This is a genomic window from Methylomicrobium lacus, from assembly GCF_041897535.1.
Taxonomy (GTDB): Bacteria; Pseudomonadota; Gammaproteobacteria; order Methylococcales; family Methylomonadaceae; genus Methylomicrobium; species Methylomicrobium lacus_A.
Genome location: NZ_CP169217.1, coordinates 1,430,423 through 1,446,554, shown reverse-complemented (window position 1 = coordinate 1,446,554; position 16,132 = coordinate 1,430,423). Strand labels below are relative to the sequence as shown.

The window sequence follows — 16,132 nt, the reverse complement described above, 5'->3', positions numbered from 1 at the left end:
GGCCGCTGAAGCCAAAACCAAAACCACCCAATCTTTCACCGGCTTGGGTGGTTTTTTATTGCCTGTGAATTTTCTTTCGCCGGGCGGGGTACTCGCCGGACGGAGCATGTTGCCCCGTCCGTAGGGTTTCCGCAAGCTTTAGGACACCGACAGCCCCAAAACGGTAGGGACGGGATTGCAAATCCCGTCCCGCTTGAAGGCCATTGTAATAAATGCACGCTCAACTTGCCGGACTGGGAATGTTACCTATAAGGTCTGGTCACGGCGTTATGTAAATTAGGATCATAAATGATACGATATGACATATGTTGGAAAAAATAACATATGGGTGGAATCATGTCATCAATCACAGCTCAAGTCACCGCAGGGGGGGGGCGCATAGTCATCCCAGCTGAAATCCGCCGGAAAATGAATATCCATTGCGGCGATCAGGTGATATTGTCCTATCATGACGGTGAACTGCATATCGCAACAAGAAAGCAACGGCTGCAACAGGCCAAGGCAATTGTTAAGGCTTATGCCGGAGAAATTTCTTTAGCTGAACAGTTGGCGGCTGAGCGTAGGGCGGAAATTATTCAGCTTCGCTAAATTTCCTTCACCCCAATCCCCAATGCTTCAAGGCAGCATAAACAAGACTTCTTCGTATAACCCTTGTAAAGGGTATTCCAAATCGAGAGCAGGAATTCGGATAATTTCATCCGCATTTTCATAACCATGCAATAACCATTCGTCATTGTTCGTGCGATTGAAACAATCCACCGACATTTTTTGGCTATCGATCAGCCAGTAGGTTTGCAGGCTTTCGAGTTGCCGGTAAGCGCTGAACTTTTGGCCGCGGTCGAAGGCTTCGGTCGAGGGCGAGAGCACTTCGGCGATGAAGACGGGATGTTGTTTGAAAAGGGTGCTGTCCCGGTCCTTGGCATCGCAGGTGACCAACACGTCCGGGTAGAAAAACGCATTGGCTTTTTCGACGTTGACCTTCATATCCGAAATATAGGCGCGGCAGGGCGTGCCTTTTAGCGATTGTTTGAGCAGGGCGAATAAGTTACCGGCAATCGTGACATGCGCATCGCTCGCGCCGACCATCGCCCAGACTTCGCCGTTCAGATATTCATGCTTGTACTCGGCCGACGCTTCGCCCTGCATATAGTCATCGACAGTGATCGTGAGTTTTTCTGCGGCTGATACCATGGCGGTTACTCCGAATAGAGCTTCAGAACGAACGGACTTATACCGTCTGCTCGATGATTTCGATCGCGTTGCCGTCCGGATCGCGGCAAAACAGCGCCCTGCGTCCCGAGATGCTGAGCGTGTAATGAACTCGATTGCTTTCCAGCGATTCGAGCACCGGATTCAGCGAAGCGACCGTCAGCGCGACATGGCGGTCGCGGCCGCCGTGTTCTGGGCGCCCTGTGGTCGGGTCGGGATTGTCGAGTTCGAGCAAGTGGATTTGCTGCACCCCGGATTCGCCGACTTGCAACCAGGCGCCCGGAAACGGCAGCGGAGGCCGTTCGAGTTGCTTGAGTCCGAGCACGTTACGATAGAACACCAATGACTTTTCGGTGTTCGAAACAATCAGGCTGGAATGATGCAGGTTCAAAAATTGGATTGGCATGAGGGAATGGGGAGAATAAACGGAGATGCCAAGAATTATACTTTTCCGGCGGGGATTTATAAACTGGCATATATCGTGCGGCAGACTCGGGAGAACGTTGCGCTTTTCTCTCCATTTCGCGTATGGGGTCAAGCCGCATTCAACGGTCGTACCGCGAGCATATCGTGATAATTGATAGAGCGAACGTCGGCTATTTTCAGGGTGACTAAGGCTTGCGTTTTTCCTGTAGCCGATACAAATTCCACCTCCACTCCGTCGGGTTCGTACAACGCAACGACAGCTCCTATGTCTCCCGGCTGTAAGCCAGAATTTGGCAGTTCTTTTACCAAGACGACAGTGTCCAACAATTTAAGGGTCATTTTCACTTTTCTCCCGGATAGGCTGTAATGTAACGAGGGATGTTTTCATTTTTGAGAACGATCCAAGCCGTAACGAATTCCACAGTTCGTAGAGAAGGACTTACGATTTGACCTCTCACTTCGAATTTTTGTCCATATTCGGTGAGTTCGCCTGTTTTTGCATCGTTTTCAAGCAGTGAACGAATATCCGCCTCCATGCGCTGCCAATTTTCTGCAGTGTAGCCCAGTGATTGAAAAAATGCGGCTTTGAATTTTCCCACCGGATGCGAGGATGGTAGCACATAATCCTGCAACTTTTCCGGTGGTATTATCGCCTGATCCTTATTGGGCAATTTCACTCTTGCTTGTTTAATCGTGTATTGGGATCAAACGAGAGGATTGCGAGTTATAAACCCCGGGCAATATCTTTCTTAATATCTTCGATATTTTCGAGCCCCACCGAAACCCTGACCAAACCGTCCTTGATGCCCGCGGCGGCGCGCGCTTCGGGCGTCAGGCGGCCGTGCGTGGTGGTCGCAGGATGCGTGATCGTGGTCTTCACGTCGCCAAGATTCGCAGTGATCGAGATCATTTCGGTCGCGTCGATCAGTTTCCAGGCGTGATCCTTGCCGCCGGTCAGTTCGAAGCTGACGATCGCGCCGAAGTGGCTTTGCTGTTTTTTCGCCAGCGCGTGCTGAGGATGCGACGACAGGCCGGGATGGTGCACCTTCGCGACGCCGGGTTGCCGCTCCAGCCATTCGGCGAGCGCCAACGCGTTGTCGCAATGCGCCTGCATGCGGACCGCGAGCGTTTCGAGGCCGGACAGGAAGGTCCAGGCGTTGAACGGGCTCATCGTCGCGCCGCCGGTACGGAGGTATGGATAGATCGATTTTTCGATGATCTCGTTATTCGCGACGACCGCGCCGCCGACGCAGCGGCCGTGCCCGTCCAGGTATTTGGTCGCCGAATGCACGACGATGTCCGCACCGAGGGTCAAGGGTTTTTGCAGGGCAGGGGTGCAGAAGCAGTTATCGACGACCAGGAGGCAGTCGTGCCGGTGCGCGATCTCTGCCAATGCGGCGATGTCGGCGATCTCGGTCAACGGGTTCGACGGCGTTTCGAGGAACAAGAAGCGCGTGTTCGGTTTGATCGCGGCTTCCCAGGCGGCTAGATCGGTCAGGTCGACGAAATCGGTCGCGACGCCGAACTTGCCGAAATAATTCTGGAACAACAGCACCGTATTGCCGAACACGCCGCGGGAGCAGACCACATGATCGCCGGCCTTCAAGAGCCCCATGCCGACCGCCATGATCGCGGCCATGCCGGAAGCGAACGCGAGGCAGCGTTCGCCTTTTTCCATCAGGGCCAGGCGTTCCTGAAACGCGGTCACGGTCGGATTGGTGAAGCGCGAATACACGTTGCCGGGCAACTGGCCGGTAAAACGCAATGAGGCTTCCTCGGCGCTATTGAATACGTAACTCGAAGTCGGGAAAATCGCGATGCTGTGCTCGCCTTCGTGCGTGCGGCGGTGGCCGGCGCGGATGGCCTGGGTTTCGAGGGCGTAATCGTTCCAGTCGGTTTCTTTCATGGCTTATTCGCAATTCTGCATTTCGATGATGAAATTCTCGGCGTTGCGCTTGCTTTGCGCGTGGTCGTTGCGCAGGCCTTCGATGTGATCGAGATAGGCGTCGTCGATATCGCCGGTGATGTATTCCTTGCTGAAGCAGGAGGTATCGAAATGCTTGATCGCGGGATTGCCTTTGCGCACCGCGTCGATCAAATCCTGCAAATCCTGATAGATGATACGGTCCGCGCCGATCGCCTTGCCGACTTCTTCCTCGGACAGGTTGTGCGCGATCAGTTCGTGCGCCGCCGGCATGTCGATGCCGTAGACGTTCGGATAGCGGACCGGCGGCGCGGCGGAGGCGAAATAGACTTTTTTCGCGCCGGCGTCGCGGGCCATCTGGATGATCTGTTCGGAGGTCGTGCCGCGCACGACCGAATCGTCGACCAGCAATACGTTCTTGCCTTCGAATTCGAGGCCGATCGCGTTCAGTTTCTGCCTGACCGATTTTTCGCGCATTTTCTGGCCGGGCATGATGAAGGTGCGGCCGATATAGCGGTTCTTGATGAAGCCTTCGCGGAATTTGACGCCGAGCTTGTTGGCCATTTGCAGCGCGGCGGTGCGGCTGGTGTCCGGAATCGGAATCACGACGTCGATGTCGTGGTCGGGCCATTCGCGCTGGATTTTTTCGGCCAGTTTCTCGCCCATTCGGAGGCGAGCCTTGTAGACCGAAATGTCGTCGATGATCGAGTCGGGACGCGCGAAATAGACGTATTCGAAGATGCAGGGGCAATGATCGACCGTGTCGGAACATTGCCGGGTATGCAATTCGCCGGATTCCTCGATGAAGACCGCCTCCCCGGGTTCGATGTCGCGGATCAGCTCGAAGCCGAGCACGTCGAGTGCGACGCTCTCGGAGGCGATCATGAACTCGGAGCCTTTGTCGGATTTGCGCTCGCCGTACACGATCGGGCGGATGCCGTGCGGGTCGCGGAAGCCCAGGATGCCGACGCCGGTGATCATGATCACGACCGCGTAGGCGCCCCGGCAGCGGCGATGTACGCCACGCACCGCTTCGAACACGTCGTCGACGCTCAAGTCCAGCTTGCCGAGGCTTTGCAGTTCGTGCGCGAACACGTTCAGCAGCACTTCCGAATCCGAGTCGGTGTTGATATGGCGCTGATCCTCGACGAACAGGGCCTGTTTGAGTTCATCGGTATTGGTCAGGTTGCCGTTGTGGGCCAAGGTCAGGCCGAACGGCGAGTTCACATAGAAAGGCTGCGCTTCGGCCGAGCTGGTGCAGCCGGCGGTCGGATAACGCACATGCGCGATGCCCATGTTGCCTCTCAGTTTCAACATTTGCGCATTGGTGAAGACGTCGCGCGCCAGGCCGTTCTCCTTACGCAAATGCAGGCGTCCGTTTTCACAGGTCACGATCCCGGCGGCATCCTGTCCCCGATGTTGCAAAACCGTGAGCGCATCGAACAACTCCTGGTTGACGTATTGATGGGAAACAATTGCTGCAATACCACACATGTTGATAAATCCAAGCCTTATAAAAAATTAAGAGTAACGAAGAAAGCCGGCGAAGCCGGACGGATAACGGGTTTTGAGCCAAGTGGCGGCGTGCTGAAAATGCGGCAGAAATTTGGATTCCTGCCACCAGCTATCCCTGGGCAACGGCGTGAGGCCGGCAAAAAGCACCAGAATATTCACGAACATCAGGCCGCGCAGCAAAGCTACCGGCATGCCGGCGAAATGGCCCCATAGAGAAGGATACGTGCGCTTTATCTTGAAGTTGTGAATAAAAAAAATCAGCATACTGACCGTCAGCGTCAGCACGAACAATATGCCGAAGGCGATGGCGATTTGCGCCTTCGGATTCGTGATCGGCGAATTCATCACGCGGGTAAAATCGTCAGCGAAATACCAGGCGACCGCGCTCGCGAGCAGCCAGCAGGCCAGCGCGCGCATCTCCAGCGCGACGCCGCGCAACAGGCCGATCAAAAGGAAAAATGCCAGTAAAACCACAATCGCATAATCTATCCAGAGCATGTGAGCAAAAAACTGTGTCATGTTCTGGATCATTGCCATCACTCGGCCAGGATGATCGTTTTGATATTTTGTTGATTCAGACGATTCCTTATGTCGAGCGCACGTTGTTTGTCCAGTTCGGGGCCGATCTTCAGGCGGTACATGGTACCTTGGCCGGTGGACAAGGTTTCCAGCGTGGCGGGAAATCCGAGTTTACGCAGTTTATCCCGTTGCAACGCCGCATTTTCCTTTTTGGTGAAGCTGCCGGCCTGGATAGTCCAGCGCTCGAATTTCGCCGAGCCTTTGGGCGCAGGCTTGGCGGCTGGCGCCTCTATCGGTTTCGCGGGCACGGGCTTCACCACTGGAGTCGGCGCGGTTTGCTCGGAAACCGGAGCGATGGTTTTCGGCAGGACCGCTTTGGCTGGCGAGCTTTTCTTCGGTGCCGGCGGCGCTTGTTCCGTGACCGGTTCCGGTGCGGACGGGACGATTTCGGCCTCTTCCTCCGGGATCGCTTCGGCATCGGCGCTGGGCTCCACGTCGGCGGGCGGTTCGTAATCGGCAGGCGCGTTTTCTTGCAGGCCGGGCTCGATCTTTTCAATAGCGCCGGCGTTCAAATCCGTTGCCGGCGGATTGCCGGCCGCGTTTTCGACGCTCGCGGCATCGGTGGGCAATTTGCTTTCGGCAGCCGTAGGCGGGGTGGCCGGCACTTCCGGAATCGTCATTTCGCTGACCGCCTGGCCGCTGGTGTCGACCGGGTCGTCGAACAACATCGGAATAAAAATGGCGGCGAGTGCCGTGACGACAGCTGCCCCGATCAATCGTTGTTTCAGTTCTTGATCCATTTCGTCATTCACCTTTATCTAGCGCGGAGAGGCAATCGGATACCAAAAAAAATGAGCCAAAGACCAGCAGCAGATCGCCTTCTTGCAACCGGCTTTTTGCGTCGGCAAATGCCTCGGTAAAATTTTGAAAGCCGAAATGCGCATCGTGGATGCCGCATTGTTCGAAAATAGCGCGCATTTGCGTCTCGTTGGTCGCCCTGGGATTCGTCAGCGGCGCGAAAAACCAGTCATAAACCAAGGGATGCATCAGTTCGAGCACGCTTTTGATGTCCTTGTCCTTCATCATCGAAAACAGCGCACGGATGCGCTGGTGTTGACAATGTTCCCGCAGATACTCGACCAGGGTTTTTACGGCCTCGGGATTATGCCCCACATCCAACAGGAGAGGGATTTTACCATCAATCAATTGAAATCGGCCGGCCAGTTTTACATTTTCGAGGCCCTGGCGGATCGCCTCGATGTCGACCGGCAAGTCCTCCGACAATTGTTTGACCGCCAGGATCGCCGAAGATGCATTCCGGTATTGATGCTCGCCTTTCAGGGCCGGCGGCGGCAGATTCTCGAGGCGCTGGTTGCCGCAATGCCAATCCCAGCCGTCCTCGGTTTTTCGATAGCCGAAGTCATGGTTGATGCAAAACAGTCTAGCATTTTTGTCGTTGGCGCATCGGATCAGCGAGGCCGGCGGTTTGGGATCGCCGATGATCGCCGGCGATCCGCTGCGGAAAATGCCGGCTTTTTCGGCGCCGATTTCCTCGCGGGTCTGGCCGAGCCAATCGACATGGTCGATGCCGATGCTGCTGATCAAGGCCACATCCGGATCGACGATATTGACCGCGTCGAGCCGACCGCCCATGCCGACTTCCAGGATCTGAATGTCGACAGAACTCTGCGCGAAAATATCGAGCGCGGCCAGCGTGCTGAATTCAAAATAGCTGAGCGAGATGTCCTGGCGAGCCGCCTCGATGCGGGCGAACGCCTCGCAGATCAGCTCGTCGGCGGCCGGGACGCCGTCGATCTTGATACGTTCATTGTAGTGCAGGATATGCGGCGAGGTGTAAGCGCCGACCCGGTAGCCCTGCGCCCGGTAAATCGTTTCGAGATAGGCGACGCAGGAGCCTTTGCCGTTGGTGCCGGCCACGGTAATCGTGACCGGTTTCCGGTAGCCGGGAGCGAGCGCGGCAAAAACGCGCGCGACGCGTTCCAGGCCCAGGTCGATTGCTAAAGGATGCAGGCCTTCTTGCCAGGCCAGCCATTCTTTTAGCGTATGGAAACGCGGCATCAAGGATAGGGCCGTAATCGATTACTCGTCTTCTGCTACGATTTGGCTTTCACCGGCCGCGTCATCGACGCTTTCCGGTTCGGGCTCATGGAGATATTCCAGGCGCGCCAAGGGTTCGATCTTGACCGGCGCCAACATGCCGAGGATGTTGGCGATTTTGTCGCGGATGTCGCGGCGGTCGATGATCATGTCGACCGCGCCGTGTTCCTGCAAGAACTCGCTGCGCTGAAAGCCTTCCGGCAGTTTTTCGCGCACGGTCTGCTCGATCACGCGGGGACCGGCAAAACCGATCAGCGCGTTCGGTTCGGCCGCGTTGATGTCGCCGAGCATCGCAAGACTCGCCGAGACGCCGCCCATGGTCGGGTCGGTCATGAAAGAAATGTAGGGGATGCCCGCCTCGGACAATTTGGTCAATGCGGCGCTGGTTTTCGCCATCTGGAACAGCGAAAACAGCGATTCCTGCATCCTTGCGCCGCCGCTCGCGGTAAACACGATGAAAGGGCAGCCGAGTTCAAGACTCTTGTTGACGCCGCGCATGAAGCGCTCGCCGACGACCGAGCCCATCGAGCCGCCCATGAAGCTGAAATCAAACGCGGCCGCAACGATGTCGGCCCCCTTCAACTTGCCTCTCATCACGACCAGGGCGTCGCTTTCCTTCGTTTGTTTCTGCGCCTGAACGATGCGGTCCTTGTATTTTTTGCTGTCGCGGAATTTCAAAGGGTCGGTCGGCTTGACGCCCTTGCCGATTTCCTCGCGGCCTTCCTCGTCCAGAAAAATGTCCAGCCGGGTGCGGGCCGAAATGCGCATGTGGTGCTCGCATTTAGGGCACACATGCAGATTTCTTTCCAGTTCCAGATTGTAAAGAATCGCATTGCAGCTGGGGCATTTGTTCCACAAGCCTTCAGGCACGGCTCCTTTTTTATTGGAGTTTTCCGTTCTGATAGTTGACGGAACCAGTTTCTGAAACCAACTCATTCGTTATCTGCCTCGTAGTTGCGTCGTTATCTTTTTAATTATCCATCGCCTGGCGCATCGCGGCCAGCAATTCGACGATTTCTGTTTTTGCGCGCTCCGGATCGCCCAGATTCGCTTCGATTTTACTGATCAGCGCGCTGCCGATCACCACGCCGTCGCCGATGCCGGCGACCGTTTTCGCGGTTTCCGCATCCTTCACGCCGAAGCCGATGCCGACCGGCAGGCTTGCATTCGCGCGGATTTCCTTCAGTTTCTGCTCGACGTCGGCGATATTCAGGTGGCCCGCGCCGGTGACGCCTTTCAGCGAGACATAGTAAAGGTAGCCGGAGCCGATTTCGCCCATTTTTTTGATCCGCTCGGCGCTGCTGTTCGGCGCCAGCAAAAAGATCGTATCGATGTTGCGCGCCTTCAGTTCGGCCGCGCAGGCCTCGCCTTCCTCGGGCGGCAGGTCGACGGTCAGGACGCCGTCGATATCGGCTCTCTGTGCCGCATTCGCGAAGCCTTCATAGCCCATCGCTTCGATAGGATTCAAATAGCCCATCACGACCAGGGGCGTTTTCGTATCGGTGCGCCGAAACTCCATCGCGATCTCCAGGGTGCGGCGGAGGCTCATCTTGTGCTCGAGCGCGCGCTCGCTGGCGCGCTGGATCACCGGGCCGTCGGCCATCGGATCGGAAAACGGCACACCCAGTTCGATGATGTCGGCGCCGGCCTTGACCATCGCGTGCATCATCGGCACCGTGAAATTGGGGCTCGGATCGCCCGCGGTAATGAACGGGATCAGCGCCTTGCGGCCGTTTTGGGACAGTTCTTCAAATTTGGCGGCTAATCGGCTCACAGTAAAATTCCCTCGCGTTTGGCCATCGTTTGCATATCTTTGTCGCCGCGGCCGGACAGATTGACAATGATGATCTGGTCTTTGTTCATCGTCGGTGCCAGTTTCATCGTATAAGCCATCGCGTGGCTCGATTCGAGCGCCGGAATGATGCCTTCCATCCGGGTCAGCGCATAGAAGCCTTCGAGCGCTTCATCGTCGGTGATGCTGACATAATTTGCGCGGCCGGTGTCTTTCAGCCAGGCGTGCTCGGGGCCGACGCCCGGATAGTCGAGTCCCGCCGAGATCGAATGGGTTTCGATGATTTCGCCGTCGTCATCGGCCATCAAATAGGTGCGGTTGCCGTGCAGCACGCCCGGGCGTCCGGCCGACAAGGGGGCCGAATGGCGTCCGGTTTCGATGCCGTCGCCGGCCGCTTCGACGCCGTACATCTTGACCGCTTCGTCATCGATGAACGGATAAAACAGGCCGATCGCGTTCGAGCCGCCGCCGACGCAGGCGACCAGCGCATCGGGCAGGCGCCCTGTCATGTCCTGGCATTGCTGCTTCGCTTCGCGGCCGATAATGGCCTGGAAGTCGCGGACCATCGCCGGGTACGGGTGCGGTCCCGCGACCGTGCCGATGATGTAAAAAGTATTGTCGACGTTGGTGACCCAGTCGCGCAGCGCTTCGTTCAGCGCGTCTTTCAGCGTTTTCGAACCGGATTCGACCGCGACGACTTTCGCGCCCAAAAGCTTCATCCGGTACACGTTCAGCGACTGGCGCGCGACATCGACCGCGCCCATGTAAACGACGCATTCGAGGCCGAGGCGGGCGGCGACGGTCGCGGTCGCGACGCCGTGCTGGCCGGCGCCGGTTTCGGCGATGATCCGGGTCTTGCCCATGCGTTTGGCGAGCAGGGCCTGGCCGACCGTGTTGTTGATCTTGTGCGAGCCGGTGTGGTTCAGGTCTTCGCGTTTCAGATAAATCTGCGCGCCGCCGAGTTCGCGGCTCCAGCGCTCGGCATGATACAGCGGCGACGGCCGGCCGACATAATGCTGCAAATCGTCATCCAGTTCGGCCAGGAATTCCGGGTCCTGCATATAGCGATGATAAGCTTCATTGAGTTCCTGGATCGGCAGGATCAGCGTTTCCGCGACGAAGGTTCCGCCGTAAGGGCCGAAATGGCCCCGAGCATCGGGCATATTGTATTTATCTGTCATAATTTGTTCTGTCACCCTGATTAACTTCTGTCAAAAATGCCGCCATTCTGGCCGCATCCTTGACACCTTTGGCCGCTTCCACCCCGCTGCTGACGTCCAGCGCATAAGGTTTGACCGTCCGTACCGCGTCGCAGGCGTTCTCCGGATTCAAGCCGCCCGCCAAAATGATCGGCAAGGCGCACTGTTCGGGAATCCTGTTCCAATCGAAAAGGCTGCCGGTGCCGCCTTTCGCATCCGGATGCCAGGCATCCAGAAGCAAGCCCGCCGCATCGTGATAGTGCCCCGCCAGTTCCGCAATATGGGTCTCGGGCCGGACCCTGACCGCCTTGATATAGCGTTTGTTGTAAATCCGGCAGGCCTCCGCCGGTTCGTCGCCGTGAAACTGCAGGCAATCGATCGGCACTTTCTGCAAAATCTCGCGTATCCTGGCTTCCTCTTCGTCGACGAACAGCGCGACGACCGTGGTAAACGCGGGCAGGGCGGCGGTGATCCGTAGTGCCTGGTCGATGTCGATATTTCTGGGGCTTGGCGGATAAAACACCAAGCCGATCGCATCGGCCCCGAGCCTCGCGGCCTGTACCGCATCCTCGGCACGAGTAAAACCGCAAATTTTAACGCGAGTTCGCATAAAGTGATATGGGAATTTATGAAAAAAACCAAGCCCTATAGGATAACATAAATCGATTGGCCGGCCGGACTCGATTATTGGGCGGTTTGGGGATCGGTTGATTTTTCGCGGCGCGCCGAAAACGCACCGGCTTGGCGGTCAGGCTTGCGGAAGCCGGCTTCGATTGCGCATTGCGAGATTGCGTCATTTGCTTAAATCAACGCATCCTTTACAATGGACGGTTTGTTGCGTCGGCAAAAAGGCGGGTTGAGCCGATGCCGACGCGGATAGCCGGAAAAAACAGATGAAAAAATTAAAATGCGCGGTGATCGGCACGGGTTATCTCGGCAAGTTTCACGCGGAAAAATACGCCTCGCTGCCGGATGCGGAACTGGTCGCGGTCGTCGACATCGATGCAGCGGCCGCCCGCAACATCGCCGAAAAACACGGCGCGAAGGCGTTGACCGATTACCGGGAGCTTTTGGGTCAGGTCGATGCGGTCAGCGTGGTCGTGCCGACGACCTTGCATCATCGGGTAGCCAAGGATTTTCTCTTGGCCGGCGCGCATGTGCTGGTCGAGAAGCCGATCACGGTCTCGCTCGATGAGGCCGACGAACTGATCGCGATCGCAAAAGAGAAAAACCGGATCTTGCAGGTCGGCCACCTCGAGCGCTTCAACCCGGCCGTGCTCGGCCTCGACCGGGAAGAAAAGCCGCTGTTCATCGAATCGCACCGCCTGGCGCCGTTCAATCCGCGCGCGAACGACGTCAGCGTCGTGCTCGATCTGATGATTCACGATATCGACATCATCCTGGCGCTGGTCGATTCGGAAGTCGAGCGGATCGATGCGAGCGGCACCGCCGTTCTGACCCAGGGCACCGACATCGCGAACGCCCGTTTGCAGTTCAAGAACGGCTGCGTCGCGAACGTGACCGCGAGCCGGATCAGCATGAAGCTGGAACGCAAGATGCGGATGTTCCGGCCGTCCTCCTACGTGTCGGTCGATTTCCAGAACCGCGTCTTGACCAAGCATCGCACCGGCGACAAGGAGATGTTCCCCGGCATCCCGGAGATCGTGACCGAAGAATCGGTGTTCGCGACCAGCGATGCCTTGCTCGAAGAAATCAGACATTTTATCGCCTGCATCCAAAGCGGCGAAAAACCGCTGGTGCCGGGAGAAGCGGGGAGAAGGGCGCTCGCGACCGCGATCAAGATTACCGAATTGCTGAATTAACAATAGATAGACTCAAGGCTTGAAAAAAATGATACCAATGGTAAACCTGAAGGCGCAGTACGCCGAAATCAAGGATGAAGTCGAGCGCGGCCTCGCCGAAACGATCGCGAACTGCTCGTTCATCCTGGGCCCGAACGTGCAGGCCTTCGAACGGGAATGCGCCGATTATCTGGGCGTCAAACATGCGATCGCCGTCGCCTCCGGCACCGATGCGCTGCATCTGGCGCTGATCGCCGAAGGCATCGGCCCCGGCGATGAAGTGATCACGACCGCGTTCACCTTCATCGCGACCGCCGAGGCGATCTGCTATGTCGGCGCGAAGCCGGTGTTTGTCGACATCGACCCCAAGACCTTCAACATCTCGCCGGAGGCGATCGAGCAGGCGATCACGCCGAAGACCCGCGCGGTGATGCCGGTGCATCTGTTCGGCCAGCCGGCCGATATGGCGCGGATCGCCGACATCTGCAAGCGGCACAATCTGAAACTGATCGAGGATTGCTGCCAGTCGTTCGGCGCCTCGATCAACGGCAAGCAGACCGGCGCGATCGGCGATGCGGGCGCTTACAGCTTCTTTCCGAGCAAAAACCTCGGCGCCTACGGCGACGGCGGCCTGGTCGTGACCCACTCCGATGCGGCCGCCGAAACACTGAAGATGCTGCACAATCACGGCTCGAAGGTCCGCTATTATCACGACATCATCGGCTACAACAGCCGTCTCGACGAAATGCAGGCGGTGATTCTGCGCGCCAAGCTGAAGCGCATCGACCGCTACAACCAGGCGCGCCGCCGCGCCGCGCATCTGTACTCCGAACTGATGGCCGATCTGCCGTTGGCGACGCCTTTCGAGGACGGGGTCGGCGAGCATGTGTACCATCAATATACCTTGCTATGCGATCGCCGCGACGAGGTGATGAAGGCCTTGCAGGAAAACCAGATCGGCTGCGCGGTGTATTATCCGGTGCCGCTGCATCGGCAAAACGTGTTCAAGGAAGCCTGCGCCGGCGTCAGTCTGCCGGTGACCGAACAGGTCGCGGCGAACTGTCTGTCTTTGCCGATCTGTTCGGAATTGGACGAGGAAACGATCAGAACGATCGTGGCGGTGATTCGCGGCGCCTTGCTGGGCTGATCGGCCGGGCGGGCGGCGCCTTGCCGCCCGCTAGCGCGGCAGGATAGGGGCGTCAAGCGCTGCTCGCCGTGCCCCAGTGCCGCCAAAGCAGCTTGAAGGTCGGCGTCAGCTCTAAGTCATCGGCCTGCACGCGGGCGTCGATCTCGCCGGGCGTAAACCAGCCGCCGGCGTCGATCTCGTCCGCGGCCAGTACAAACGGGCCGTTATGCGTGATCCGATAGACCTGGACGAACTCCATGCCGTTTTCAAGGGTTGGCGGAAGCTTGAACATCGGCGCGATTGGGTTGCCGTGCTCGACGCCGAGTTCTTCGCGCAGCTCACGCAGCGCGCTGGCATCATAATCTTCGTGCGCATCGACGTGCCCTGCGGCCGAGGTATCCCAGAGTCCCGGATTCAGGTCCTTGCTCATCGAGCGCTTTTGCAGGAACAGGCGGCCGGATTCGTCGAATACCAGGATATGCACCGCACGGTGCATGAGTCCGGTGGCATGCACGATGTGCCGGGCGCAGGTGTCGACGACGTTGTCGTCTTGATCGACGACCGCGAGCAGCTCTTGATGCGGGAGTGGTTTCATGATCTTTGCCTGCGTGGCATGCGTCTCTGATAAGCCATGATGACGGACGCTCGGCGCCATCTGACGGCTTTGACCAGCCTCATCATAGCGACAGGACGAGATTAAGGCAACAGAGCAAGGGCTGCATCGAGAGCGGGTAAATGCCTCCGCCCGCCTGACAGCGGGCGGGACCGATGACGCTGATGCGCCTTAACTGGCCTTGCCGGCTTCAGTAGCGGCTGGCACTTCGATCAAGCGTCCTGATTTGCAGTCGTAGATATAACCGTAAACAGGAATCTCGCGAGGCACCAAAGGATGGGTCTTGATCCGGACAACGTCTTCCAGAACGCTTTGCTCCTGATCTTTAATGGTCAGCCAGCTGATGTGCTTGGCCTCGTGCGAGCCAGGACCTTCGCCGGTGTCGTACCATAAGCCTTGTTCGTTCAGGGATGCGGTTTTCAAGCTGCTGGCCAACAGGTCGCGCATGATCTCATCGGAAAATAGCTCCATGCCGCAGTTGGTATGATGGATCACGAACCATTCGCGGGTGCCGAGCAGTTTATAGGAGATGACCAGGGAGCGGATCGCATCGTCGCTGGCGCGGCCGCCGGCATTGCGGATCACGTGCGCGTCGCCTTCGGACAGGCCCGCATATTTGGCAGGATCGAGGCGCGCGTCCATGCAGGTCAGTATCGCGAAATGCCGGCCGGGAGGCAAGGGCAGGTCGCCTTTGTCGCCGAAATTATTGACATAATCTTGGTTGGCGGCCAAGACTTCATTCAGAATTTTGCTCATGGGTGCCTCTTATCGTTATTATTGAAAACCGGTCGATATAAAAAAACCGCTTGGTCTTGTCTCTTTCGATGCACAGGGCCAAGCGGCTTCTTCTAACTATCTCCGCTGCGCAATATACCCGACTAAACCCAGACTTTAAATAGCGTTAAAAATTTATAAAATATAAATTTATAGTTTATAGTTGGCGGCCATGGACAAATTGAACAACATGCGGGTATTTTGCCGCATCGTCGAACTCGGCACTTTCGCGGCGGTCGCGCGCGAGATGAATCTGTCCGCGATGATGATCAGCAAATACATGGCGCAACTGGAGGAGTCGCTCGGCGTCGCCTTGCTGAACCGGACGACGCGCCAGATCAGCCTGACCGAGGCCGGAGAGATTTACTATCACCGCGGCAAGCAGTTGCTCGACGATTTTTTGGAGCTGGACGAATCGACTTCGCAGCTCGGCAGAAACGTGCGCGGAGTGTTGAAGGTCAGCGCGCCGATCGACTTCGGCGGCTTGTTCATGGTGCCGGCGATCGAGGCCTATCAGCGCGAATACCCGGACGTCAAAATTTTGATGACCCTGCGTAACAGTCATGTGAACCTCGGCGAGGGCAATTTCGATCTGTCGATCCTGGTCACCGACACCCTGGACCTCGGCGTGGTGGCCCGAAAAATCGCCGAGACGCGTCTGTGCGTTTATGCGTCGCCGGAGTATATCGCCGCGCACGGCAAACCGCAACGCATCGAGGAACTCAGCGAACACCGCTGCCTGCATTACATGGATACGCCGCACCGCGATTACTGGATTTTCCGCGCCGGCAACGACGAGATCAAGATCAAAACTCACTGGCATTTCGCCTCGAACAACGGCCGCGCCCTGTGCCAGGCCGCGGCCTTGGGCATGGGCATTACCCAGGCGCCGGAGTTTTCGGTCGCGAATTATCTGGCGGAAGGCAAACTGGTCGAAGTGTTGCAGGAGTTTCGGATTCCGTCGCTGGCGATCTATGCGACCTATTTGCAGCGGCGCTTTTTGCCGGCCAAACTGACCACGTTCGTCGATTTTATGGTCCGATATTTCGCGGAAAACGCTCCGTCCGGCGTGGACCGGGCGGCTTGAAACTCTCCTGATGCTGTCGCCGAGTCTT

19 protein-coding genes are annotated in these 16,132 nt (G+C 57.5%); 4 read left to right on the top strand and 15 right to left on the bottom strand.

Features of this window, described 5'->3' with window-relative positions:
- The first annotated feature begins 336 nt into the window (after positions 1 to 336).
- Positions 337 to 588, top strand: coding sequence for an AbrB/MazE/SpoVT family DNA-binding domain-containing protein (locus tag ACEPPP_RS06345; protein WP_374090197.1), 252 nt, complete (start codon positions 337 to 339; stop codon positions 586 to 588).
- A gap of 27 nt (positions 589 to 615) precedes the next feature.
- Here the strand turns inward: ACEPPP_RS06345 and ACEPPP_RS06340 are convergent, their stop codons facing one another.
- The 13 genes from ACEPPP_RS06340 to ACEPPP_RS06280 all read right to left on the bottom strand — a co-directional run bounded on the left by ACEPPP_RS06340 (position 616) and on the right by ACEPPP_RS06280 (position 11,312).
- Positions 616 to 1,191: a Uma2 family endonuclease gene (locus tag ACEPPP_RS06340; protein WP_374090196.1), complete on the bottom strand. Its 576-nt coding sequence runs from the start codon at positions 1,189 to 1,191 to the stop codon at positions 616 to 618.
- 37 nt (positions 1,192 to 1,228) lie between these two features.
- On the bottom strand, positions 1,229 to 1,615 hold the full coding sequence (locus tag ACEPPP_RS06335) for a VOC family protein (RefSeq protein WP_374090195.1): 387 nt from the start codon (positions 1,613 to 1,615) through the stop codon (positions 1,229 to 1,231).
- 128 nt (positions 1,616 to 1,743) lie between these two features.
- Positions 1,744 to 1,974: a DUF4926 domain-containing protein gene (locus ACEPPP_RS06330; RefSeq protein ID WP_374090194.1), complete on the bottom strand. Its 231-nt coding sequence runs from the start codon at positions 1,972 to 1,974 to the stop codon at positions 1,744 to 1,746.
- A gap of 2 nt (positions 1,975 to 1,976) precedes the next feature.
- Positions 1,977 to 2,312 carry a DUF6883 domain-containing protein gene (locus ACEPPP_RS06325; RefSeq protein WP_374090193.1) on the bottom strand — a complete coding sequence of 112 codons (336 nt, stop codon included), beginning with the start codon at positions 2,310 to 2,312 and terminating at the stop codon, positions 1,977 to 1,979.
- 47 nt (positions 2,313 to 2,359) lie between these two features.
- Positions 2,360 to 3,541 carry an O-succinylhomoserine sulfhydrylase gene (locus ACEPPP_RS06320; RefSeq protein WP_374090192.1) on the bottom strand — a complete coding sequence of 394 codons (1,182 nt, stop codon included), beginning with the start codon at positions 3,539 to 3,541 and terminating at the stop codon, positions 2,360 to 2,362.
- 3 nt (positions 3,542 to 3,544) lie between these two features.
- Positions 3,545 to 5,053 (bottom strand): amidophosphoribosyltransferase, encoded by a 1,509-nt coding sequence (gene purF, locus ACEPPP_RS06315; protein ID WP_374090191.1) that lies wholly within the window; start codon positions 5,051 to 5,053, stop codon positions 3,545 to 3,547.
- A gap of 27 nt (positions 5,054 to 5,080) precedes the next feature.
- Positions 5,081 to 5,593 carry a CvpA family protein gene (locus ACEPPP_RS06310; RefSeq protein WP_374090190.1) on the bottom strand — a complete coding sequence of 171 codons (513 nt, stop codon included), beginning with the start codon at positions 5,591 to 5,593 and terminating at the stop codon, positions 5,081 to 5,083.
- Between the two features lie 17 nt (positions 5,594 to 5,610).
- Entirely contained in the window at positions 5,611 to 6,393 is a 783-nt protein-coding gene (locus ACEPPP_RS06305; RefSeq protein WP_374090189.1) for an SPOR domain-containing protein, read from the bottom strand.
- A 4-nt stretch (positions 6,394 to 6,397) separates the two neighbouring features.
- Positions 6,398 to 7,672: a bifunctional tetrahydrofolate synthase/dihydrofolate synthase gene (gene folC, locus ACEPPP_RS06300; protein WP_374090188.1), complete on the bottom strand. Its 1,275-nt coding sequence runs from the start codon at positions 7,670 to 7,672 to the stop codon at positions 6,398 to 6,400.
- 21 nt (positions 7,673 to 7,693) lie between these two features.
- On the bottom strand, positions 7,694 to 8,647 hold the full coding sequence (gene accD / locus ACEPPP_RS06295; protein ID WP_374090187.1) for an acetyl-CoA carboxylase, carboxyltransferase subunit beta: 954 nt from the start codon (positions 8,645 to 8,647) through the stop codon (positions 7,694 to 7,696).
- Between the two features lie 34 nt (positions 8,648 to 8,681).
- On the bottom strand, positions 8,682 to 9,485 hold the full coding sequence (gene trpA, locus ACEPPP_RS06290) for a tryptophan synthase subunit alpha (protein ID WP_374090186.1): 804 nt from the start codon (positions 9,483 to 9,485) through the stop codon (positions 8,682 to 8,684).
- The gene (trpB, locus tag ACEPPP_RS06285; protein WP_374090185.1) at positions 9,482 to 10,684 is read right to left on the bottom strand and encodes a tryptophan synthase subunit beta; all 1,203 of its coding nucleotides are present in this window, start codon (positions 10,682 to 10,684) and stop codon (positions 9,482 to 9,484) included. The genes trpA and trpB overlap by 4 nt, the downstream gene beginning before the upstream one ends.
- Positions 10,674 to 11,312, bottom strand: a complete 639-nt coding sequence (locus ACEPPP_RS06280; RefSeq protein ID WP_374090184.1) for a phosphoribosylanthranilate isomerase — start codon at positions 11,310 to 11,312, stop codon at positions 10,674 to 10,676. The genes trpB and ACEPPP_RS06280 overlap by 11 nt, the downstream gene beginning before the upstream one ends.
- Before the next feature lie 283 nt (positions 11,313 to 11,595).
- Here ACEPPP_RS06280 and ACEPPP_RS06275 point away from each other — a divergent pair, with 283 nt between their 5' ends.
- A complete protein-coding gene (locus ACEPPP_RS06275; protein ID WP_374090183.1) occupies positions 11,596 to 12,525 on the top strand; it encodes a Gfo/Idh/MocA family oxidoreductase in 930 nt (309 codons plus the stop codon).
- A 28-nt stretch (positions 12,526 to 12,553) separates the two neighbouring features.
- Positions 12,554 to 13,651, top strand: coding sequence for a DegT/DnrJ/EryC1/StrS family aminotransferase (locus tag ACEPPP_RS06270; RefSeq protein ID WP_374090182.1), 1,098 nt, complete (start codon positions 12,554 to 12,556; stop codon positions 13,649 to 13,651).
- 52 nt (positions 13,652 to 13,703) lie between these two features.
- Here ACEPPP_RS06270 and ACEPPP_RS06265 read toward each other — a convergent pair whose 3' ends face one another.
- Positions 13,704 to 14,225 (bottom strand): NUDIX domain-containing protein, encoded by a 522-nt coding sequence (locus ACEPPP_RS06265; protein WP_374090181.1) that lies wholly within the window; start codon positions 14,223 to 14,225, stop codon positions 13,704 to 13,706.
- A 189-nt stretch (positions 14,226 to 14,414) separates the two neighbouring features.
- On the bottom strand, positions 14,415 to 14,999 hold the full coding sequence (locus ACEPPP_RS06260; protein ID WP_374090180.1) for a beta-class carbonic anhydrase: 585 nt from the start codon (positions 14,997 to 14,999) through the stop codon (positions 14,415 to 14,417).
- A 190-nt stretch (positions 15,000 to 15,189) separates the two neighbouring features.
- Here ACEPPP_RS06260 and ACEPPP_RS06255 point away from each other — a divergent pair, with 190 nt between their 5' ends.
- Complete coding sequence (locus tag ACEPPP_RS06255) at positions 15,190 to 16,104, top strand: LysR family transcriptional regulator (protein WP_374090179.1); 915 nt, start codon at positions 15,190 to 15,192, stop codon at positions 16,102 to 16,104.
- Positions 16,105 to 16,132 lie beyond the last annotated feature (28 nt).

Coding starts and splice junctions, on each gene's coding strand:
- ACEPPP_RS06275 (WP_374090183.1), top strand. CDS start 11,596: ATGAAAAAATTAAAATGCGCGGTGATCGGCACGGGTTATCTCGGCAAG.
- ACEPPP_RS06335 (WP_374090195.1), bottom strand. CDS start 1,615: ATGCCAATCCAATTTTTGAACCTGCATCATTCCAGCCTGATTGTTTCG.
- ACEPPP_RS06270 (WP_374090182.1), top strand. CDS start 12,554: ATGATACCAATGGTAAACCTGAAGGCGCAGTACGCCGAAATCAAGGAT.
- ACEPPP_RS06265 (WP_374090181.1), bottom strand. CDS start 14,225: ATGAAACCACTCCCGCATCAAGAGCTGCTCGCGGTCGTCGATCAAGAC.
- trpB (WP_374090185.1), bottom strand. CDS start 10,684: ATGACAGATAAATACAATATGCCCGATGCTCGGGGCCATTTCGGCCCT.
- folC (WP_374090188.1), bottom strand. CDS start 7,672: ATGCCGCGTTTCCATACGCTAAAAGAATGGCTGGCCTGGCAAGAAGGC.
- ACEPPP_RS06255 (WP_374090179.1), top strand. CDS start 15,190: ATGGACAAATTGAACAACATGCGGGTATTTTGCCGCATCGTCGAACTC.
- accD (WP_374090187.1), bottom strand. CDS start 8,647: ATGAGTTGGTTTCAGAAACTGGTTCCGTCAACTATCAGAACGGAAAAC.
- ACEPPP_RS06320 (WP_374090192.1), bottom strand. CDS start 3,541: ATGAAAGAAACCGACTGGAACGATTACGCCCTCGAAACCCAGGCCATC.
- ACEPPP_RS06345 (WP_374090197.1), top strand. CDS start 337: ATGTCATCAATCACAGCTCAAGTCACCGCAGGGGGGGGGCGCATAGTC.
- ACEPPP_RS06260 (WP_374090180.1), bottom strand. CDS start 14,999: ATGAGCAAAATTCTGAATGAAGTCTTGGCCGCCAACCAAGATTATGTC.
- ACEPPP_RS06305 (WP_374090189.1), bottom strand. CDS start 6,393: ATGGATCAAGAACTGAAACAACGATTGATCGGGGCAGCTGTCGTCACG.
- purF (WP_374090191.1), bottom strand. CDS start 5,053: ATGTGTGGTATTGCAGCAATTGTTTCCCATCAATACGTCAACCAGGAG.
- ACEPPP_RS06280 (WP_374090184.1), bottom strand. CDS start 11,312: ATGCGAACTCGCGTTAAAATTTGCGGTTTTACTCGTGCCGAGGATGCG.
- ACEPPP_RS06340 (WP_374090196.1), bottom strand. CDS start 1,191: ATGGTATCAGCCGCAGAAAAACTCACGATCACTGTCGATGACTATATG.
- ACEPPP_RS06310 (WP_374090190.1), bottom strand. CDS start 5,593: ATGACACAGTTTTTTGCTCACATGCTCTGGATAGATTATGCGATTGTG.
- ACEPPP_RS06330 (WP_374090194.1), bottom strand. CDS start 1,974: ATGACCCTTAAATTGTTGGACACTGTCGTCTTGGTAAAAGAACTGCCA.